Source organism: Flavobacterium erigeronis (genome assembly GCF_054075165.1).
Genome location: NZ_JBSKGP010000004.1, coordinates 276,204 through 293,752, shown reverse-complemented (window position 1 = coordinate 293,752; position 17,549 = coordinate 276,204). Strand labels below are relative to the sequence as shown.

The window sequence follows — 17,549 nt, the reverse complement described above, 5'->3', positions numbered from 1 at the left end:
TTGGTTCTCAAAATTGTGGATGTATATCATTATACCTCGGATTAAAATCCGAGGCTACAAAATTATTCGAGCCGATGGCTCTTTTTTAATCAAAACACTCCATTAAAAGCAAATCGCCGTCTGAATGAATAATAGAAACAATGCCATCTTTTTCGACAGAATTGCTGCTTCCGGTTCTGTAACCCATTGTTAAAGTATCGTCTTTTAATTGATATTTTAAGTTGGTTGAAGAAATACCTTTTACAACGCCGATTGGAATAAGAGAAATTGGAGTTTTTGCCGTATACCATTTCTCGAATTTTGTTGGCAGAAGGAATATTTTAGAATGATCGTCTAAAATGACGATTTTAAGCAGATTTCGATATCTTACAATATTGGTAAGATTGGTAATCGTATGATCGGCGCGTCTTCCGGTTGCCCAAACTACATTTACGGCTGGAATTTTTCTTTCGATTAAATAATCAAAAGCCTTTTCTAAATCGGTTTTGTCTTGATCGGGAGTATGGACAATTTCTATCGGAAATTGAGAAGTTTTGTAAATTTCGGGATCGAAACCGCGATCAAAATCTCCCAACAAAACGTCGACTTTGATGCCTAATTCGATCACTCTTTCTATAGCCGAATCTAAAACCACAACCAACGGAGACCATTCTAACAATTGTCCTAATAATTCAGGATCGCAGGCGGCGCCGTTTGCAATTATTAAAGCGGGTTCTTGATCGTCGCGGACTATATGATGTGATGACATGTACGTTTTTTTGAATGAAGTGCAAAGTTAATGAGATAATTGGGAAATTAGATCATTAGATAATGTTAGGTAATCTAAAATCTGCATTCTAAAATCAGAAATCTAGAAGTCTTCTGTGGTAATTGATTTGTCCTAAATGATAAGCTAAATGTGTTGAAAGATGAATAAGGAAGAAACCGGTTGTCATTTCTTTTTCAAAAACAATCTGCGGGTAAATCTGTTCTAAATCTTTTTCAGTTAGTAAATCTAAAGCGTTATTGACGACTTCAATTGTGTTTTCGATTTTAGAAATTAATTCCGTTTTTGGGATGTCTTTTAAAGAAAATTCCAGAGGACGATTTCGCACGTAACCCGTTTTTCCTATTTCTGCGCCAATATAGGTGTTTAGATTTCCGATTAAATGCAGACATAGATTTCCCGCCGAATTCGAAATGTTTTTATCAACTGCCCAAATTTGTTTTTCGAATTCGTAAGATTCGATTTCAAATTTTAGTTTGTTTAAATCTCTGTTTAAAAGGGATTTTAAAGTTTCTATGATCATAATTAATTTCTGCTTTTTATCGGAATCCAGATTTCTTCCTCAGAATTTGGATCGTCTTTTTTATATTTTTCGTTCATAACAGCAAAATGCGGTCTATTGTCTACGGTATATTCAGAATTTGGAAGCCATTCGGCAAAAATATAATGATAGGTTTTGTGCGCGTCTGAAGCTGGGCCTAGATGAAGAAAAACGGCATATAAACCATCGGGAACAACTAAGGTTTGCATTGCTTCTGGAATAGTTGAATAATCTGAAACTTCTACGGCAGCCCATTTTTGAAAACTGTCATTAGGATCAAAATTATCAAAATGGTTTTCTTTATATACTTCTAGAGAATACAAATTAGCGCCAATGGCATTTTTTATTTCTTTTCGGTGTGGCATAAAACCGCTCCATAATTGAAAAGTTTTATTTTCAATAAAAGACATTTCTATAAAATGCCCAAGGAGTTTTTTCTCGGTTAAGTTTTTGATTATAGGTCGCATGATTATTCGATTTTGTACTTTTTTGTACTGGTTTCGCTTAAGGAAAAATATCCAAGCGGATAATTATCTTTTGTAGTTACATTGACCATATTTCCTTTTACGGTTGCTGGCGGAGACTGAAAAGGTCCTCCAAAATTGCTTCCGGCAATGCTAACTAAGATACTCATATAATTATAATATTGTTTTGAAATTCCGTAATGCGTTATTTCAATTTCATTTCCGATTTCTAAATCTTCATCGTCTGAAATACTGAAGAATTCATTGCCATTAAAAAATTTATCCTCATCTACATAAAAGATCGATTTGACTTTATTAGGATATAAATATTTATACAAATAGTAATTTTCTGCATCGGCAGGATCATTATAAAACGCTTTTATTTCGATATCTTTTCCAGTAAAACCGCCTTGATTATTTTGGTCTATTCGCGTGATGGGCGCTATTGATTTTAAAGTTTCAGTTCCGATATATCTACTTCCTCTGCTAATTATAGTTAAAGTATATTCTTCGTCAATAACAGGTTTAAAATTGCTGCAGGCATATTGACCAGTCTTTTTAATTTCGATAAAATTAAATCTCTCTTTGTGACTATCTTCTATGTAAATAATGGCGCCAGAAACAGTTGGAATTACGTTTTCAAAATAACTCGTAGTTGTAGTCAGCGTTATGGTCTGCTCATTTCCTTTTGTATCCTTTTCCCAATTGATAGCAGCTTCGATCACCAATTTTGGAGGAGCTGTATCCAAATCAACATCAACAACTTCTTCGCAACTTATGAAGAGTAGCGATGTGAAAAATGCGATTAAAAAAACTAATTTTTTCATATTTATATTTTTAGTTTTTAATTGATTTTTAGAATTTGAAATTATAACTGACCGCGGGAACAATTCCGAAAATGGATGTTTTAATGGCTTCATTTGCACCTGTGTCAACATTTTGACGAAAATTGATTGAGGCAGCATTCATACGATTGTAAAGGTTGTAAATGCTGAAAACCCATTCGCCTTTCCAATTTCTATCTTTATTTTTTGTTGGTGTTAAAGTTGCAGAAATATCCAAATGATGATATGCAGGAAGTCTGTTCTCGTTTCTCAGTCCGTAACTTGGTACCGTAATTCCTAAATATTCGTATTGCCCATTCGGATAAGTAACAGGCTGTCCTGACTGCAAAGCAAAGTTAGCACCAAATGACCATTTTTCATTTAAATTGTATGCCGATGTTATGGCTAAATTATGAGTTTTATCATAAGCCGAAGCGTACCAATTACCGTTATTAATTCCGATTTCTTCTGGAGTTCTGCCAGGAGTCTGCTGTTCTGATTTGGAAATAGTATAAGAAATCCAGCCGTTAAATTTACCTTTGTTTTTCTTAATCATCAGTTCTAAACCATACGCACGCATTTGGCCATTTAAGATGACTTGCTCAATGGCATTATTGGCAATTAAGTCAGCTCCGTCTATATAATCTAATCGGTTTTGTATTTTTTTATAATAGGTTTCGACTTCTAGGGAATAAGCACCGTTATAAATATTTCTAAAATAGCCGATTGCCCCTTGATCTGCAAGCTGAGGTTTGATGTAATTATCGCTCGGCATCCAGACGTCTAAAGGAGTCGGAGATGAAGTATTAGAAATTAATTGAAGATACTGTGCCATTCTATTGTAGCTGGCTTTTATGGCTTGATTTTCATTTAATTGATAAGAAATAGAGAAACGCGGTTCGAAATTATCGTAGCTCTGAATAACTTTGTTTTTGCTAAAATACTGTGTCGAAGTTGGAGTTCCTTTTTCGTAAATCTGCATATTGCTATTATAGACAACTGCTTGATTATTATTATAATAATTAATAGTAGAAGCGCCTAACCTGTAAAATAAGCTGTAGCGCAATCCGTAAGCAATTGTAATTTTTTTAGAAAGTTGACTTTCTGCGTCCAAATAAACAGAAGGTTCAAAAGCATATTTTTTATCCAATTGATCTGGATTAATTCCTGAATCTTCGCTAGAAGGTTTAATCGTTCCGGGATTGAATTGATAATAAATTCCGTTTACTCCATAATTCAGTTTTAATTTATCTGAAAGATAATGCTTGAAATCGTATTTAATATTGTAGTTTTTAATGCCAGAATCCCATTTGAAGCCTACAAAATCAAGATCCAATCCGTAATAATAGTCACTATAAATTAAGGATAGATTGGAAAACAATTTGTCGGAATATAAATGATTCCATCTAAAATTTAAAGTGGAATTTCCGTAAGTATTGGTGAAACTTTTATTTAATCTGAAAACGTCTCGGCCAAAATAACCCGATAAGTAGAGACTATTATTATCGTTGAGTTTATAGCTCAATTTGGTATTTAAATCATAAAAATAGGCGGCATTATTTTTATTGTCTTCAGAGAGTTTCAAAAAAAGATGCGCATAAGAAGCTCTTCCGCCAATTAAGAAAGAACCTTTGTCTTTTACAATCGGTCCTTCGGCAAGCAATCGGCTAGAGATTAATCCAATACCGCCATTCATGTGGAAATCTTTACTGCTGCCGTCTTTTTGATAAATTTCTAAAACAGAAGAAGCTCTTCCGCCGTAGCGCGCCGGAATTCCGCCTTTGTATAGTTTTAGATCTTTAATGGCATCGGGATTAAAAACAGAAAAGAATCCGAAAACGTGAGACGAATTAAAAATTGTGGCTTCATCCAAAAGAATCAAGTTCTGATCTGCACCGCCTCCGCGAACATTGAATCCAGAAGCGCCTTCACCTGCATTGGTAACGCCTGGAAGCAATAAAATGGATTTTATAACATCAACTTCTCCTAAAACGACAGGCATTTTTTTTATGGTCGAAATAGAGAGTTTGTTCACGCTCATTTCTGGCGATTTGATATTTATTTTGCCTTTATTTTCTGTAATGATTACCTCTTGGAGTTCTTCTCCGCCTTCTTTTATCGAGAAATTGTTTTTTGTATTCTGATTTAAAACAATATTTTTTAGAATGGTTTGGTAACCAACATAACTGATTTCAATTTCGTATTCTCCTTTTGGAGCAGAAAGAGAATAAAAACCGTATTCGTTTGTTGTGGTTCCTATTTTTAAAGATGGAATAAAGATATTTACTCCAATTAAAGTTTCGTTGTTTTTGCTATCGCTGATTGTTCCGCTTAGAGTGAATTTTTCCTGAGCAAATGAAGTGAAAATCGTTAAAATAAAAAGAAAAAATGTGCAGGTATTTTTTGTAATCATTATATTGATTTTGATTTACATAGTTAACAAATTCTTACTACATATTCTTACGGAACTTTTGTTAAACATAAGTTAAGATAAAAAAAGGACAACCTTGTGAGTTGTCCTTTTTGTTTATTTAGAAATACAGTTGTATTCTGAATTATTTGATTTTAGCAACAATAGCGTTGAAAGTTTCACTTGGACGCATTGCTTTGCTTACTAACTCAGGAGTTGGCTGGTAGTAACCTCCAATATTCTGAGCTTTTCCTTGAGCAGCAATTAATTCTGCATCAATTTTAGCTTCGTTAGCTTCAAATTCAGCAGCAATAGGCGCGAAGATCGCTTGTAATTCAGCATCTTTAGTTTGAGCAGCTAATGCCTGAGTCCAGTAGAATGCTAAATAGAAGTGAGAACCACGGTTGTCAATCTGACCAACTTTACGAGCAGGAGATTTATCGTTTGCTAAGAATTTGTCGTTAGCCTGATCTAAAGTTTCAGATAAAACAATTGCTTTAGAATTGTCTAAAGTCTGTCCTAAATGCTCTAAAGAAGCACCAAGAGCTAAAAATTCTCCAAGAGAATCCCAACGTAAATATCCTTCTTCTGTAAATTGCTCAACGTGTTTAGGAGCAGAGCCTCCAGCACCAGTTTCGAACAATCCACCACCGTTCATTAAAGGAACGATAGAAAGCATTTTAGCAGAAGTTCCTAATTCTAAAATTGGGAATAAATCTGTTAAGTAGTCACGTAACACGTTTCCTGTTACAGAGATAGTATCTAAACCTTTGATGATTCTGTCTAAAGTAAATTCTGTAGCAGCAATTGGGTTTAAGATTCTGATATCTAAGTTAGTTGTATCGTAATCTTTAAGGTATTTTTGAACTTTTACGATCAATTCTCTATCGTGTGCTCTGTTTTCGTCTAACCAGAAAACAGCAGGAGTACTTGATAAACGAGCTCTGTTTACAGCCAATTTAACCCAGTCCTGGATAGGAGCGTCTTTTGCCTGACACATTCTGAAAATATCGTTAGTTTCTACGTTTTGTTCCATTAAAACAGTTCCGTTTGCATCAACTACACGAACAACTCCGTCTCCTTTAATTTGGAAAGTTTTGTCGTGAGATCCGTATTCTTCTGCTTTTTGAGCCATTAATCCAACGTTAGGAACACTTCCCATTGTTTTAGGATCAAAAGCACCGTGTTTTTTACAGAAGTCAATTGTTGCAGTATAAACTCCAGCGTAAGAACGATCTGGAATAACAGCAAATGTATCTTGAGATTTTCCTTCTTTGTTCCACATTTGTCCAGAAGTACGGATCATTGCAGGCATAGAAGCATCAACAATTACGTCAGATGGAACGTGTAAGTTTGTAATTCCTTTATCAGAATTAACCATCGCTAAAGCAGGTCCGTTTGCAATTGCCTGATCGATAGCCGCTTCAACTTCAGCCTGCTCAGGTCTTCCAGCAATTTTAGCGTAGATATCGCCTAAACCGTTTCTAGTATCAACGTTTAATTCTGCGAATAAAGTTGCATATTTAGTGAAAACATCTGCAAAATATACTTCAACGATAGCGCCAAAGATAATTGGATCAGAAACTTTCATCATTGTAGCTTTCAAGTGTACAGAAAGTAAAACTCCTGCAGCTTTAGCTTCAGCGATTACATCAGCAGCAAAAGCTTTTAATTTGTTTACGCTTAAAACAGAGCTATCAATAATTTCGCCTGCTTTTAGTGGAGTACTTGTTTTAAGAACAGTTGTAGATCCGTCTTTAGCAACAAATTCGATTTTTACATCATTAGCTTCGTTTACAGTCAATGATTTTTCACTTCCGTAAAAATCACCGTTAGACATAGAAGCTACTTTAGTTTTTGAGTCAGCAGACCAAGCACCCATAGAGTGCGGATTTGCTTTTGCGAAGTTTTTAACTGCTCTTGGAGCTCTACGGTCAGAGTTTCCTTCACGTAAAACTGGGTTTACAGCAGAACCTAAAACTTTTGCATATTTTGCTTTAATTTCCTTTTCAGCATCGTTTTGTGGATCTTCTGGGAAATTTGGTACGTTGTATCCGTGCGATTGTAATTCAGCAATAGCCGCTTTTAATTGCGGTACAGATGCAGAAATGTTTGGTAATTTGATAATGTTTGCTTCTGGCTGCGTTGCTAATTGGCCTAATTCTGCCAATGCATCTCCAGTTTTTTGAGCATCAGTCAAAGAATCTGGGAAGTTTGAAAGGATTCTTCCAGCCAGCGAAATATCTCTGGTTTCGATTTCAATTCCAGCTGTTGCTGTAAAAGCTTGAACAATTGGTAACAAAGAGTAAGTTGCCAATAACGGCGCCTCATCAGTTAAGGTGTAAAAAATTTTTGATTTTGTCATTTTCTTTTTTTTTTATAATCGTATCGTCAGGAGTTAACGATGTAAAAGATATATTCGGCTCAAAATGAGCGGAGCAAATATAATAAAATCACAACGAAAACGGTTGAGTTTTGAAGAGAAAAGATGAAATTAACAGATTGTTATTTCGAGCTTGTTAAATTGCTAAATTGATGATTTTGATATTAAAAAATTACGGTTTTCTTAGTGCTGAAATTAGGGCATAAAAAAAACTCGTTTCAAACGGTATGAAACGAGTTTTTTATAACATTTAGATAAATGATTATCTTCTTTTATCTTTAATCTTAGCTTTTTTACCAGTAAGTTGTCTGAAGTAGAAAATTCTAGCTCTACGAACAGCACCTTTCTTGTTGATTTCAATTTTTTGTAAAGCTGGTAAGTTAACTGGGAAGATACGCTCAACTCCAATAGCTCCAGACATTTTACGAATAGTAAAAGTTTCTGTGTTACCAGAACCTCTTCTTTGAATAACAACTCCTTTAAAAAACTGAGTTCTTGTTTTTTCACCCTCTTTAATTTCGTAGAAAACAGTGATTGTGTCTCCAGCTCCGAAATCTGGGAAATCTTTTTTAGCAACGAATTCGTCTTGAACGAATTTTAATAAATCTGCCATGATAATTTAAATTATGGTTTTTATATTAGAACAACATTCACGGATCTCGCCAGAGGTTGGTCAAATTCGGGTGCAAATGTAGGTAAAAAAAAGTAAATTCCAATAAAAATAAATTCCAAATCCCATTTTTTTTACATTTAAAATTCCAAGAAAATAAAAATTCCAAATTCCAATTGATCAGTGCATTACAAATTGGAATTTGGAATTTGAAAGATTGGAATTTAGAAAATTTATTCTAAAAGATCCGGTCTTCTATTTTTAGTATGTTCAAAAGCCATGTCTTCGCGCCATTTATCGATTTTTGCTGCGTGTCCGCTGGTTAAAACTTCTGGCACTTTCCAGCCTTTATAGTCTGCTGGTCTTGTATAGATTGGTCCTGATAATAAATTGTCTTGAAAACTATCTGTCAACGCTGAGGTTTCGTCACTCAAAACACCAGGAATTAATCGGATTAAGGCATCAGACAAAACGATGGCGCCCAATTCTCCTCCAGACAAAACATAATCGCCAATTGAAATTTCTTTTGTAATAAAATGATCTCTCACTCTTTGGTCAACACCTTTATAATGTCCGCATAAAATGATAATGTTTTGGTACATCGACATTTTGTTTGCCATTTTCTGGTTTAAAGTTTCGCCGTCTGGTGACATATAAATCACTTCGTCATATTCACGCTGACTTTTCAAATGCGTGATACAATCATCGATAGGCTGAATTGTCATTACCATTCCGGCACCTCCGCCAAAAGGATAATCGTCTACACTTTTCTGTCTGTTGGTGCTATAATCACGAAGATTGTGAAAATGCACTTCGGCCAAACCTTTATCAATGGCGCGTTTCATAATTGAGGCCTCAAACGGACTTCTTAATAATTCAGGTAAAAGAGTAATAATGTCAATTCGCATTGTATCCGATAATTTTCTTGCGTGCAAAGATACAAATAATGCTAATCAGTCTTTTGGTAATAATTATATAACATACTTAATAAATTATGTAAAATTTAATGTTATAACTTTAGGTATTATTACATTGTTAATTATCAGTAAAATAACAACCAAAACACCAACATAAATTTAAATACTGAGTTATGAAAAAAGCAATATTAATTCCTGCGTTACTCGCGCTCTTTATTTCCTGCGCAAGTACCAGTTCAACCACTGTCGCTGTGGGAGAATCCAAATCTAAAGTGCTTAAAATCTTGGGTAATCCGGTAAGAACATTAGATAATAATCAAAATGGTGAAATTCTAGTTTATGCAGATCAGGTTTTTACCGACGAAGGTTCGTCATCAATAGCAGGATCAAATTATTGGCGCTATAATTTTGTCTATGTAAATAAAGAAGGCAAAGTCACATCAACGCGACAAGAAAAGCAAAATTATCCGCCGCAAGCAATTGATTCATCAAAACAGGCAGGATTATATCTGACTTCTAATTAAATTTTTTTAGATATTTAAACAATTCGTATTTTTAGATTCCATTTAAAAATACGAATTGCTTATTTAATGATTTCACCAAAAATAAAAATCCTCGCTATATCGGGCAGTACAAGAAACAATTCTAGTAACTTCAAAATTCTGAAATACATTTCAAATTGCCTAAACCCTCAATTTCAAGTAGAAATATTTGAAGGTTTAGAAATGCTTCCTCATTTTAATCCAGATTTAGATACTGATAATCCTCCGCAAGAAATTCTTTCCTTTAGAAATAAAATAGTAAATGCTGACGGCGTTATTATTTGTACGCCCGAATATGTGTTCAGTCTTCCGGGAAGTTTGAAAAATGCTTTAGAATGGTGTGTTTCGACAACCATTTTTTCAAACAAAAAAGCAGGTCTAATTACCGCTTCTGCCTCTGGAGAAATGGCTCATGAACAGTTGCTGTTGATTATGAAAACCCTTGAAGCTAAATTTGACGATTCAACACAGCTTCTCATCCAGGGAGTGCGCGGAAAAGTGAATGCAGATGGAGAAATTGTTTCAGAAGAAACGGAAAATGCACTTCAAAATTTTGCTAAAAACTTTAAGAATCAATTTTTATAATATATTTACTTTCTGAAATTTATATCATAAAATGATTAGCAGAAGAAATTTTATCGTAACCACAGGTCTTGCCACGACAGCAGTTTTGGCATCGCCATCATTTGCATTTTCTATGGATAAAAAAGAAATAGGTTTACAGCTGTACACGCTTCGCGACGAACTTCCAAAAGATGTAAAAGGAACTTTAGAAAAAGTTGCCAAAGAAGGATATACCACTGTCGAGACATACGGTTTTTCGACCAAAGATCAGTTTTGGGGTTTAACGCCTCAAGAATTGAAAAAGATTTTGGATGAAAACGGCTTAAAAGCAGTCAGCGGACATTATAATTTGGGAAGCTTTTTGTACGATGGCAACACTACAGAATTAATTGCTTCGATTGAAGCGGCTAAAATTTTAAAAAATGAATTTCTAACAGTTCCGTGGGTTGATGAACCTTTCAGAAGAAATATAGAAGATTATAAAAAGATTGCGGCGCGCGTAAATGAAGCTGCAAAAATGTGTGAGAAAGCGGGTTTGAAACTAGCATATCACAATCATGATTTTGAGTTTCAAAAACACGATGGAGTTACAGGTTTTGAAATTTTATTAAAAGAAACCGACAAAGATTTGGTGTATTTTGAATTGGATTTATACTGGGTGATCCATTCTGGAAATGATCCTTTAAAATTATTTAAAGAAAATCCGGGGCGTTTTAAAATGTGGCACGTAAAAGATAAAGACAAAAAGAATAATGATTTAAATACAGAAGTCGGGGCTGGAACAATAGATTTTAAACCCTTATTCGCAGCCGCAAAACAATCAGGAATGATTCATTTTTTTGTAGAACAGGAAAATAATTTTGCGCTGAATTCTTTTGATTCTATAAAATCAAGCTGTGATTTTATTTCGAAAAATTTAATTTAGTTATTCTTTATGAAGAAACTTCTTTTTTTGTTTTTTGTGATTTTTTGTTCTTGTCAATCAGACAAAAAACAAAAATCGGTAACGAGTTCAAATATAAAGCTCGATTTAACACCTTTACCTTATTTTGAGGATATTAAAGTCAATGATGTAAAGCTAGAAAAACCCGCTTTTGGCGATTGGTTGTTTTCTCATAACGAAGAAGGACAGAGTTTTGAGCAATTCATAAAAACGAAACACATTGTTCCAACTAAAGAAGAGAATATTATTTATTTGCAGCCTATTGGAACTTTTAATTCTTCTCAAATCAAACAGATTGAATTAGTACGCCAGTATTTAGCAATATTCTTTCAGTTAGAAACAAAAGTTTTAGAAGGTGTTTCAAATGATATTATTCCAAATAATGCAAGAAGGATAGGTGATGTAGGGCAGGAACAATTTTTAGCGGGATATATTTTAACTGATGTTCTAAAAAAAGAAAAACCTGAGAAAGGAATTGCTTTAATGGCTATTACAGAAAAAGATTTGTATCCAAAACCAGAATGGAATTATGTTTTTGGTTTGGCATCTTATCGAGATAAAATAGCCGTAAGTTCTATGTACAGAATGCAAAAAGAAGCTGATTTTAATTTAGCTTTAGATCGATTATTGAAAATCTGTTCGCATGAAATAGGACATATGTTTGGCCTGCATCATTGTATTGAAGCCAATTGTGTTATGAACGGCACTAACAGTATGTCTGAGACCGATCGACATTGGATTAGATTGTGTTCTCTTTGCCAGAGAAAATTATATTCAGGATTTAAATTTGATAATGTTAAAAGGTTGAAAGAACTAGAAAATTACTTTGAAAAGAATAATCTTGCAGAAGGTTTGGCATTGATGGAAAAAGACCTTGAAAAAATAAAAAAATAAATAAAAATGGCAACAAGCAAAGAATTTATAAAAGGAGACGAAATTGAGTGGGAAGTAGTAGGAGAAGGAATCAAACGTAAGATTTTGGCTTTTGACGAAAAAGTAATGCTAGTAAATGTGCATTTTGAAAAAGGCGGAATTGGTACTTTACACGATCATTATCATTCGCAAGTAACATATATCGCAAGCGGAAAATTTGATGTAACCATAAGTGGCGTAACGCAGACTTTAAAAGAAGGAGACAGTTTCTACATTCCGCCGCATGCAGTGCATGGAGTTGTTTGTCTAGAAACTGGAATGTTAACCGATGTTTTCAGCCCTGCACGCGAAGACTTTTTGAATTATTAAAAGGTTATAATTTTTAAACCATATAAGTAATATAAGAAAATAGAAGCAGTGTGTCTGCTAATGTTTTAAAATCATATAAGTTTTCGTTCTGTATTTAAATGAACTTAAATTGCTTATATGGTTTACAAAAACATTTAGGTTTTCACGAAAACTATTTTAAATAAACCTATATGACCTATATGGTTCAAAAAACAAAATTTTATATATTTTTTAAAGTTTTGCTAATGATTAGATTGGTACTTTTGCAAAATGAATTTATCAAAAACTAATGTACTGTTTATGGCAGTTTGCACTGGTCTTATAGTTGCAAATCTTTATTACTGCCAGCCTTTGATTGTTTTAATTGCCAACGAATTTAAAATTCCTGAAGCCAGCGCTGGAACCATAACCTACCTAACTCAGGCGGGTTACGCTATCGGACTGTTTTTTATGGTGCCGCTTGGCGATAAAATAGAACGTAAAAGGCAGATTTTAATGACGACTTTCGCTACTGTAATTGCCTTATTGATTGCAGCAACGGCCAAAAGTTTTCTTGTTTTACAAATTGCTTCCCTGCTAATCGGAATCACATCGATTGTACCGCAGCTTATTTTGCCTTTGGCGGCTTCTTTGAGTGCGCCAGAACAGCGTGGAAAAGTTGTCGGAACTATCATGAGCGGACTTCTTGTCGGAATTTTGCTTTCGCGAACGTTAAGCGGTTTTATTGGTCAGGTTTTGGGCTGGAGATCGATGTTTTATATCGCAGCCGGAATTTGTCTTTTGATCTTTTTTGTTATTCAAAGTAAATTCCCGTACAATAAACCACAGTTTCAAGGAACTTATGGGCAGTTAATTCAGTCGCTTTTTACGCTTATAAAAACACAGCCAGTTTTGCGCGAAGCAACAGCAATCAACGTATTCAGTTTTGCTCAATTTGGAGCTTTCTGGACTACAATGGTTTTATTGCTTTCTGGAGAACCGTTTAACTTCAATAGTGCCACAATTGGATTATTTGGAATTGTTGGTGCATCTGGGGCTTTAGCAGCGCCTTTGGTTGGAAAACTGGGAGATAAAGGAAACTCAAGAATTGCAGTTGGTTACGGCTGTTTATTGGTATTAATAAGCTTTTTTGTTTTCTATTTTGCTATAGAAAGCGTAATCGGAATTGCAATCGGAATTGTATTTATTGACATTGGAATTCAAGGCGTTCACATTTCAAACCAAACGCGAGTATATTCCTTATTGCCTGAAGCTAGAAACAGACTAAACACGGTATTTATGTCGCTTACCTTTTTAGGAACGGCTGCAGGATCCGCTTATGGTTTGTTATTATGGAAACTAGGCGGATGGCATGCCGTAACAATTGGCTGTATGGTTTTATCTGCACTGTCATTAACAATTTACGGACTTACATATAAATCAAAATCTAAAAAACAGAAAGCGCAAATTGATTAAAAAATTAATTTGTAAATTTGCTTTCAAATTAAAAATAACAACATGGAAAACGGAATATACGCTAAATTCAATACTAGCAAAGGTTCAATTTTAGTAAAATTGACACACGATTTGACGCCAGGAACTGTAGGAAACTTTGTTGCTCTTGCAGAAGGAAATATGGAAAATAAAGTAAAACCTCAAGGGCAAAAATTCTATGACGGATTAACTTTCCACAGAGTTATCGCAGATTTCATGATTCAAGGTGGTTGCCCAAAAGGAACAGGAACTGGAGATCCAGGTTATAAATTTGATGATGAATTTCACCCAAGTTTAAAACACGATCGTCCAGGAGTTCTTTCTATGGCAAACTCAGGACCTGGAAGTAATGGTTCTCAATTTTTCATCACTCATGTTCCAACTCCATGGTTAGATAATAAACATACTGTTTTTGGACACGTTATAGAAGGTCAGGATATTGTTGATGCTGTTGCTCAAGGCGATAACTTAGAGTCTGTTGAAATTATCAGAGTAGGAGAAGAGGCTCAAAAATGGAATGCAATTGAAGCTTTCATTGGTTTAAAAGGTGCTCGTCTAAAAAGAGAAGCAGCTTTAAAAGCAGAATCTGAAGCAAAAATGGAACAATTGGCTGCTGGTTTTGATAGAACAGAAACAGGTTTACGTTACAAAATGATTCAAAAAGGAGACGGTAAAAAAGCTGAGGCTGGAAAAACAGTTTCTGTTCACTACGAAGGATCTTTAGAAAACGGAAAAGTTTTTGATTCTTCTTACCCACGTAAAAAACCAATCGAATTCAAATTAGGAATTGGACAAGTTATCGAGGGATGGGACGAAGGTATTGCTTTATTGCAAGTTGGAGACAAAGCTCGTTTTGTAATTCCATCTGATTTAGCTTACGGACCAGCTGGTGCAGGAGGAGTAATTCCGCCAAACGCAACTTTGATTTTTGACGTTGAATTAATGGACGTAAAATAAGAATTTAGAACAATTTTAAATTGTCCTTATAAGCAATCCCATGTGCCACGGCATATGGGATTTTTTTATATTTACTAAAAAACCAAAGACAATGAAAAAATATGTAATCCTAACAGGATTGGTTCTAGCTCTAGCTTCTTGCGGAACAAAAAAAACAACAGCAGTTGCAGAAACCAAAGCGACAGCTCCAGTTGAAACAGCACAAGTTACAGCAGCATTAACACCAGAATTAGCAGAAGGAAAAAATCTCTATGAGAATAGTTGTGCAAGATGCCATAAATTGTACGAACCAAAACAGTTCACCAAAGAAGATTGGGCGCCAATTTTAGCAATCATGCAGAAAAAAGCAAAGTTAGATGATGTGAAAATGGCATCAATTACCAATTACATTCATTCCCAATTATAATTGGCTCAAAACAAAAAAAACTGTTCACTCGAACAGTTTTTTTGTTTTCAGATAGATATAAAAAAACACCTTCAAAAAATGAGGTGTTTTAAATTTAAGAATGATGTACAGCTGAATTATCGACAGCTATTACTTTCAAAGTTTTGATACCAGCAGGCATTTCCCAGTCTACCTGATCATTTTCTTTAAAACCAATAATAGCAACACTTAATGGCGCTAGAATTGAAATTTTAGATTGCTTTATATCTGCTTCAGAAGGTAAAACGATCTGAATTTTCATTTGTTTGCCAGCTTTTACATCTTCAATCGTTACAAAAGAATGGACGCGAATCACTGAATTTAAATCGCTTTCTTTGCTTATTACAGCACGATCTAATTCTTGCGAAAGCTGATTGGCTTCTTTTGTATTAGTTTCATTTTTATTTTTTAAAATCAATTCTCTTAAAAATTGATAATCTGCTTTGCAGAAAGTTGGAGTTGGTTTCATATCTATCTGAATTTTATTGTTGTACTAATTATGTGAATGATTTTTTAGAAAAGTTTGTTGTGTAAACTTTTTAAATGTTTGTTTTTGAAATTTATAAAATGAGAAAAAACAAAAAATATCTGACCAATTTGATTTTGTCAAATAATTTTAAGTATTTAAAATCTGGTAAAAATCCTCCGTCAAAAAGAAGAAAAAAGTGAAGTAGACGGAGGCCTAAAAAATAAAGGCCTTATTATGCGAAATAATTACAGCAGCAAGCGGTTCTGCTATGCAAAACGGCTTTATAGAGGCTGTAGATGGTATTGTATTTCTCATAAAGTTGACTAAACCGATTTACAAAAGTACGAAATCTTTTTAAATTAATGCGTAATTACTTCCATTTTATGCCGCAGCCTAAGCTTGGTTTCTGCGGCTCTTTTAAACTTCTGTTGTAAATTAACGCATCAATTGCGCCCCTAAGATCGCTTCCGCTAAGCGGAATCCCGTTGCCAGGTCTTGAATCGTCTAGTTGGCCACGGTAAAACAATTTGTCTTGACTGTCAAATAAATAGAAATCTGGAGTGCAAGCTGCTTGATAGGCTTTTGCCGTTTCTTGGCTTTCATCATATAAGTAAGGGAAATCGATTTTGTTTTCTATAGCAAAATCGGTCATCAATTCTGGACCATCTTGCGGATATTTTACAGCGTCATTGCTCGAAATCGCAATTACGCCAAGTCCTTGCACGCGGTAATCATTGGCGATCATTACAATTTCTGTAATTACATGGTGCACAAACGGACAATGATTGCAGATAAACATCACCAAAGTGCCTTTAGAACCTTTTAAATCTTCAAAAGAAAAAGTATGGTTTGAATTGGTATCTTTTAGATAAAATTCAGGAGCAATTGTTCCTAATGGAAGCATTGTTGATTCTGTTCGTGCCATTTTATTTGAAATTTGATTTTCAAAAATAGCTTTAAAAATCTGTAAATAAAAGAGCACAAGAATAAAAATATCCAAAGAAAGCAGTTAGCTGTATCAGCTTGCTTCTTTGGATACTTTTTATATTTTTTATGAATTTAAGAATTGCAGTAAATCTTCATTCAGTTTTTCTCTGTCGGTATAAAATAAGCCATGTGGCGCTCCTTCGTATTCAATATAAGTATTGTTTGCGATAGATTTTGCTGCCTTTCTGGAAGTAAGATCAATAGGGACAATTTTGTCATCGTCTCCGTGAATGATCAGAACAGGAACTTTTATAAAATCCAATTCGTCTCTAAAATCAGTGTAAGAAAATGATTCTGCACATTTTAAAGTAGCACGCGGAGAAGCTACCGAACATAAAGCTCTATAGTATTCCAGCAAAGGTGTGCTTAAAGGTTTATTGATAATATTAACGCCGAAAAATGTTTTTCCAAAATTATCTATAAACCCGATTCGGTCTTCTTTAAGAGCTGCCGCTGTATTGTCGCTTTTCTCTTTTGGATGCCCATCAGGATTGTCGTGAGTTTTTAAAAGGAATGGAATAATAGAAGAAATCAAAGCAATTTTAGAAACGTTTTTCCCGCCATGACGGCTAAAATAGCGAACAACTTCTCCGCCACCCATTGAGAATCCGACAAGTGTTACGTCTGTTAATTCCAACTGTTCTATAATTTCTTGAAGATCATCTGTTAAAGTGTCATAATCGTAACCGTCCCAAGGCTGAGAAGATTTTCCAAATCCGCGTCGGTCGTAGGCAATTACTCTAAAATTATTTTGTACTAAATGATCAATCTGATATTCCCACATTTCATTAGAAAGAGGCCAGCCGTGAATCAAAATTACCGGTTTTCCCTGACCGTAATCTTTAACATAAAGCCTTACATTTTGTGCGACTTCTATGTATTTATCGGTATGAACCTGTTTTAAATTAGATTCAAAATCTTTAATTGACATGCATGCATTTGGTTCAGTATGTTCCATGTTATATGTTATTTACGTTTAAGCTACTAGTTTCTATAGTAAAATTAGCCCGTTAGTAAAAGAAATGGGTTATAGAATTAGGCGCATTAATTACAA

19 protein-coding genes are annotated in these 17,549 nt (G+C 34.4%); 8 read left to right on the top strand and 11 right to left on the bottom strand.

The window, feature by feature from the left end; translation table 11 throughout:
- Nucleotides 1-85: 85 nt before the first annotated feature.
- From ACWA1F_RS10140 to trmD, 8 genes are all read right to left on the bottom strand, one after another.
- Nucleotides 86-748: a thiamine diphosphokinase gene (locus ACWA1F_RS10140; RefSeq protein WP_456893650.1), complete on the bottom strand. Its 663-nt coding sequence runs from the start codon at nucleotides 746-748 to the stop codon at nucleotides 86-88.
- 94 nt (nucleotides 749-842) lie between these two features.
- A complete protein-coding gene (locus ACWA1F_RS10135; protein WP_456893649.1) occupies nucleotides 843-1,289 on the bottom strand; it encodes a DinB family protein in 447 nt (148 codons plus the stop codon).
- Between the two features lie 2 nt (nucleotides 1,290-1,291).
- Nucleotides 1,292-1,774: a GyrI-like domain-containing protein gene (locus ACWA1F_RS10130; protein WP_456893648.1), complete on the bottom strand. Its 483-nt coding sequence runs from the start codon at nucleotides 1,772-1,774 to the stop codon at nucleotides 1,292-1,294.
- Nucleotides 1,775-1,776: 2 nt separating this feature from the next.
- A complete protein-coding gene (locus tag ACWA1F_RS10125) occupies nucleotides 1,777-2,598 on the bottom strand; it encodes a DUF4249 family protein (RefSeq protein WP_456893647.1) in 822 nt (273 codons plus the stop codon).
- Nucleotides 2,599-2,626: 28 nt separating this feature from the next.
- A complete protein-coding gene (locus tag ACWA1F_RS10120; RefSeq protein ID WP_456893646.1) occupies nucleotides 2,627-5,008 on the bottom strand; it encodes a TonB-dependent receptor in 2,382 nt (793 codons plus the stop codon).
- Nucleotides 5,009-5,150: 142 nt separating this feature from the next.
- Nucleotides 5,151-7,370, bottom strand: coding sequence for an NADP-dependent isocitrate dehydrogenase (locus tag ACWA1F_RS10115; RefSeq protein ID WP_456893645.1), 2,220 nt, complete (start codon nucleotides 7,368-7,370; stop codon nucleotides 5,151-5,153).
- Between the two features lie 280 nt (nucleotides 7,371-7,650).
- Nucleotides 7,651-8,001 (bottom strand): 50S ribosomal protein L19, encoded by a 351-nt coding sequence (gene rplS, locus ACWA1F_RS10110; RefSeq protein WP_306158712.1) that lies wholly within the window; start codon nucleotides 7,999-8,001, stop codon nucleotides 7,651-7,653.
- Between the two features lie 230 nt (nucleotides 8,002-8,231).
- A complete protein-coding gene (gene trmD / locus ACWA1F_RS10105) occupies nucleotides 8,232-8,906 on the bottom strand; it encodes a tRNA (guanosine(37)-N1)-methyltransferase TrmD (RefSeq protein ID WP_456893644.1) in 675 nt (224 codons plus the stop codon).
- A 182-nt stretch (nucleotides 8,907-9,088) separates the two neighbouring features.
- Between trmD and ACWA1F_RS10100 the strand changes: the two genes are divergently transcribed.
- The 8 genes from ACWA1F_RS10100 to ACWA1F_RS10065 all read left to right on the top strand — a co-directional run bounded on the left by ACWA1F_RS10100 (nucleotide 9,089) and on the right by ACWA1F_RS10065 (nucleotide 15,021).
- A complete protein-coding gene (locus ACWA1F_RS10100; protein ID WP_456893643.1) occupies nucleotides 9,089-9,439 on the top strand; it encodes a hypothetical protein in 351 nt (116 codons plus the stop codon).
- Between the two features lie 66 nt (nucleotides 9,440-9,505).
- Nucleotides 9,506-10,042, top strand: a complete 537-nt coding sequence (locus ACWA1F_RS10095; RefSeq protein ID WP_456893642.1) for an NADPH-dependent FMN reductase — start codon at nucleotides 9,506-9,508, stop codon at nucleotides 10,040-10,042.
- Between the two features lie 31 nt (nucleotides 10,043-10,073).
- On the top strand, nucleotides 10,074-10,946 hold the full coding sequence (locus ACWA1F_RS10090; RefSeq protein ID WP_456893641.1) for a sugar phosphate isomerase/epimerase family protein: 873 nt from the start codon (nucleotides 10,074-10,076) through the stop codon (nucleotides 10,944-10,946).
- Between the two features lie 9 nt (nucleotides 10,947-10,955).
- Entirely contained in the window at nucleotides 10,956-11,858 is a 903-nt protein-coding gene (locus tag ACWA1F_RS10085) for a Zn-dependent protease (protein ID WP_456893640.1), read from the top strand.
- 6 nt (nucleotides 11,859-11,864) lie between these two features.
- A complete protein-coding gene (locus ACWA1F_RS10080; RefSeq protein ID WP_306158702.1) occupies nucleotides 11,865-12,206 on the top strand; it encodes a cupin domain-containing protein in 342 nt (113 codons plus the stop codon).
- Nucleotides 12,207-12,485: 279 nt separating this feature from the next.
- Complete coding sequence (locus ACWA1F_RS10075) at nucleotides 12,486-13,640, top strand: MFS transporter (RefSeq protein WP_456893639.1); 1,155 nt, start codon at nucleotides 12,486-12,488, stop codon at nucleotides 13,638-13,640.
- 42 nt (nucleotides 13,641-13,682) lie between these two features.
- Nucleotides 13,683-14,615 carry a peptidylprolyl isomerase gene (locus ACWA1F_RS10070; protein WP_456893638.1) on the top strand — a complete coding sequence of 311 codons (933 nt, stop codon included), beginning with the start codon at nucleotides 13,683-13,685 and terminating at the stop codon, nucleotides 14,613-14,615.
- A 91-nt stretch (nucleotides 14,616-14,706) separates the two neighbouring features.
- Nucleotides 14,707-15,021, top strand: a complete 315-nt coding sequence (locus ACWA1F_RS10065) for a cytochrome c (protein WP_456893637.1) — start codon at nucleotides 14,707-14,709, stop codon at nucleotides 15,019-15,021.
- A 94-nt stretch (nucleotides 15,022-15,115) separates the two neighbouring features.
- Here the strand turns inward: ACWA1F_RS10065 and ACWA1F_RS10060 are convergent, their stop codons facing one another.
- The 3 genes from ACWA1F_RS10060 to ACWA1F_RS10050 form a co-directional block, all read right to left on the bottom strand.
- The gene (locus tag ACWA1F_RS10060; RefSeq protein WP_306157020.1) at nucleotides 15,116-15,508 is read right to left on the bottom strand and encodes a GreA/GreB family elongation factor; all 393 of its coding nucleotides are present in this window, start codon (nucleotides 15,506-15,508) and stop codon (nucleotides 15,116-15,118) included.
- Nucleotides 15,509-15,878: 370 nt separating this feature from the next.
- On the bottom strand, nucleotides 15,879-16,433 hold the full coding sequence (locus tag ACWA1F_RS10055) for a thioredoxin family protein (protein WP_456893636.1): 555 nt from the start codon (nucleotides 16,431-16,433) through the stop codon (nucleotides 15,879-15,881).
- A gap of 126 nt (nucleotides 16,434-16,559) precedes the next feature.
- Nucleotides 16,560-17,453 (bottom strand): alpha/beta fold hydrolase, encoded by an 894-nt coding sequence (locus ACWA1F_RS10050; RefSeq protein WP_306157016.1) that lies wholly within the window; start codon nucleotides 17,451-17,453, stop codon nucleotides 16,560-16,562.
- Nucleotides 17,454-17,549: the final 96 nt, after the last annotated feature.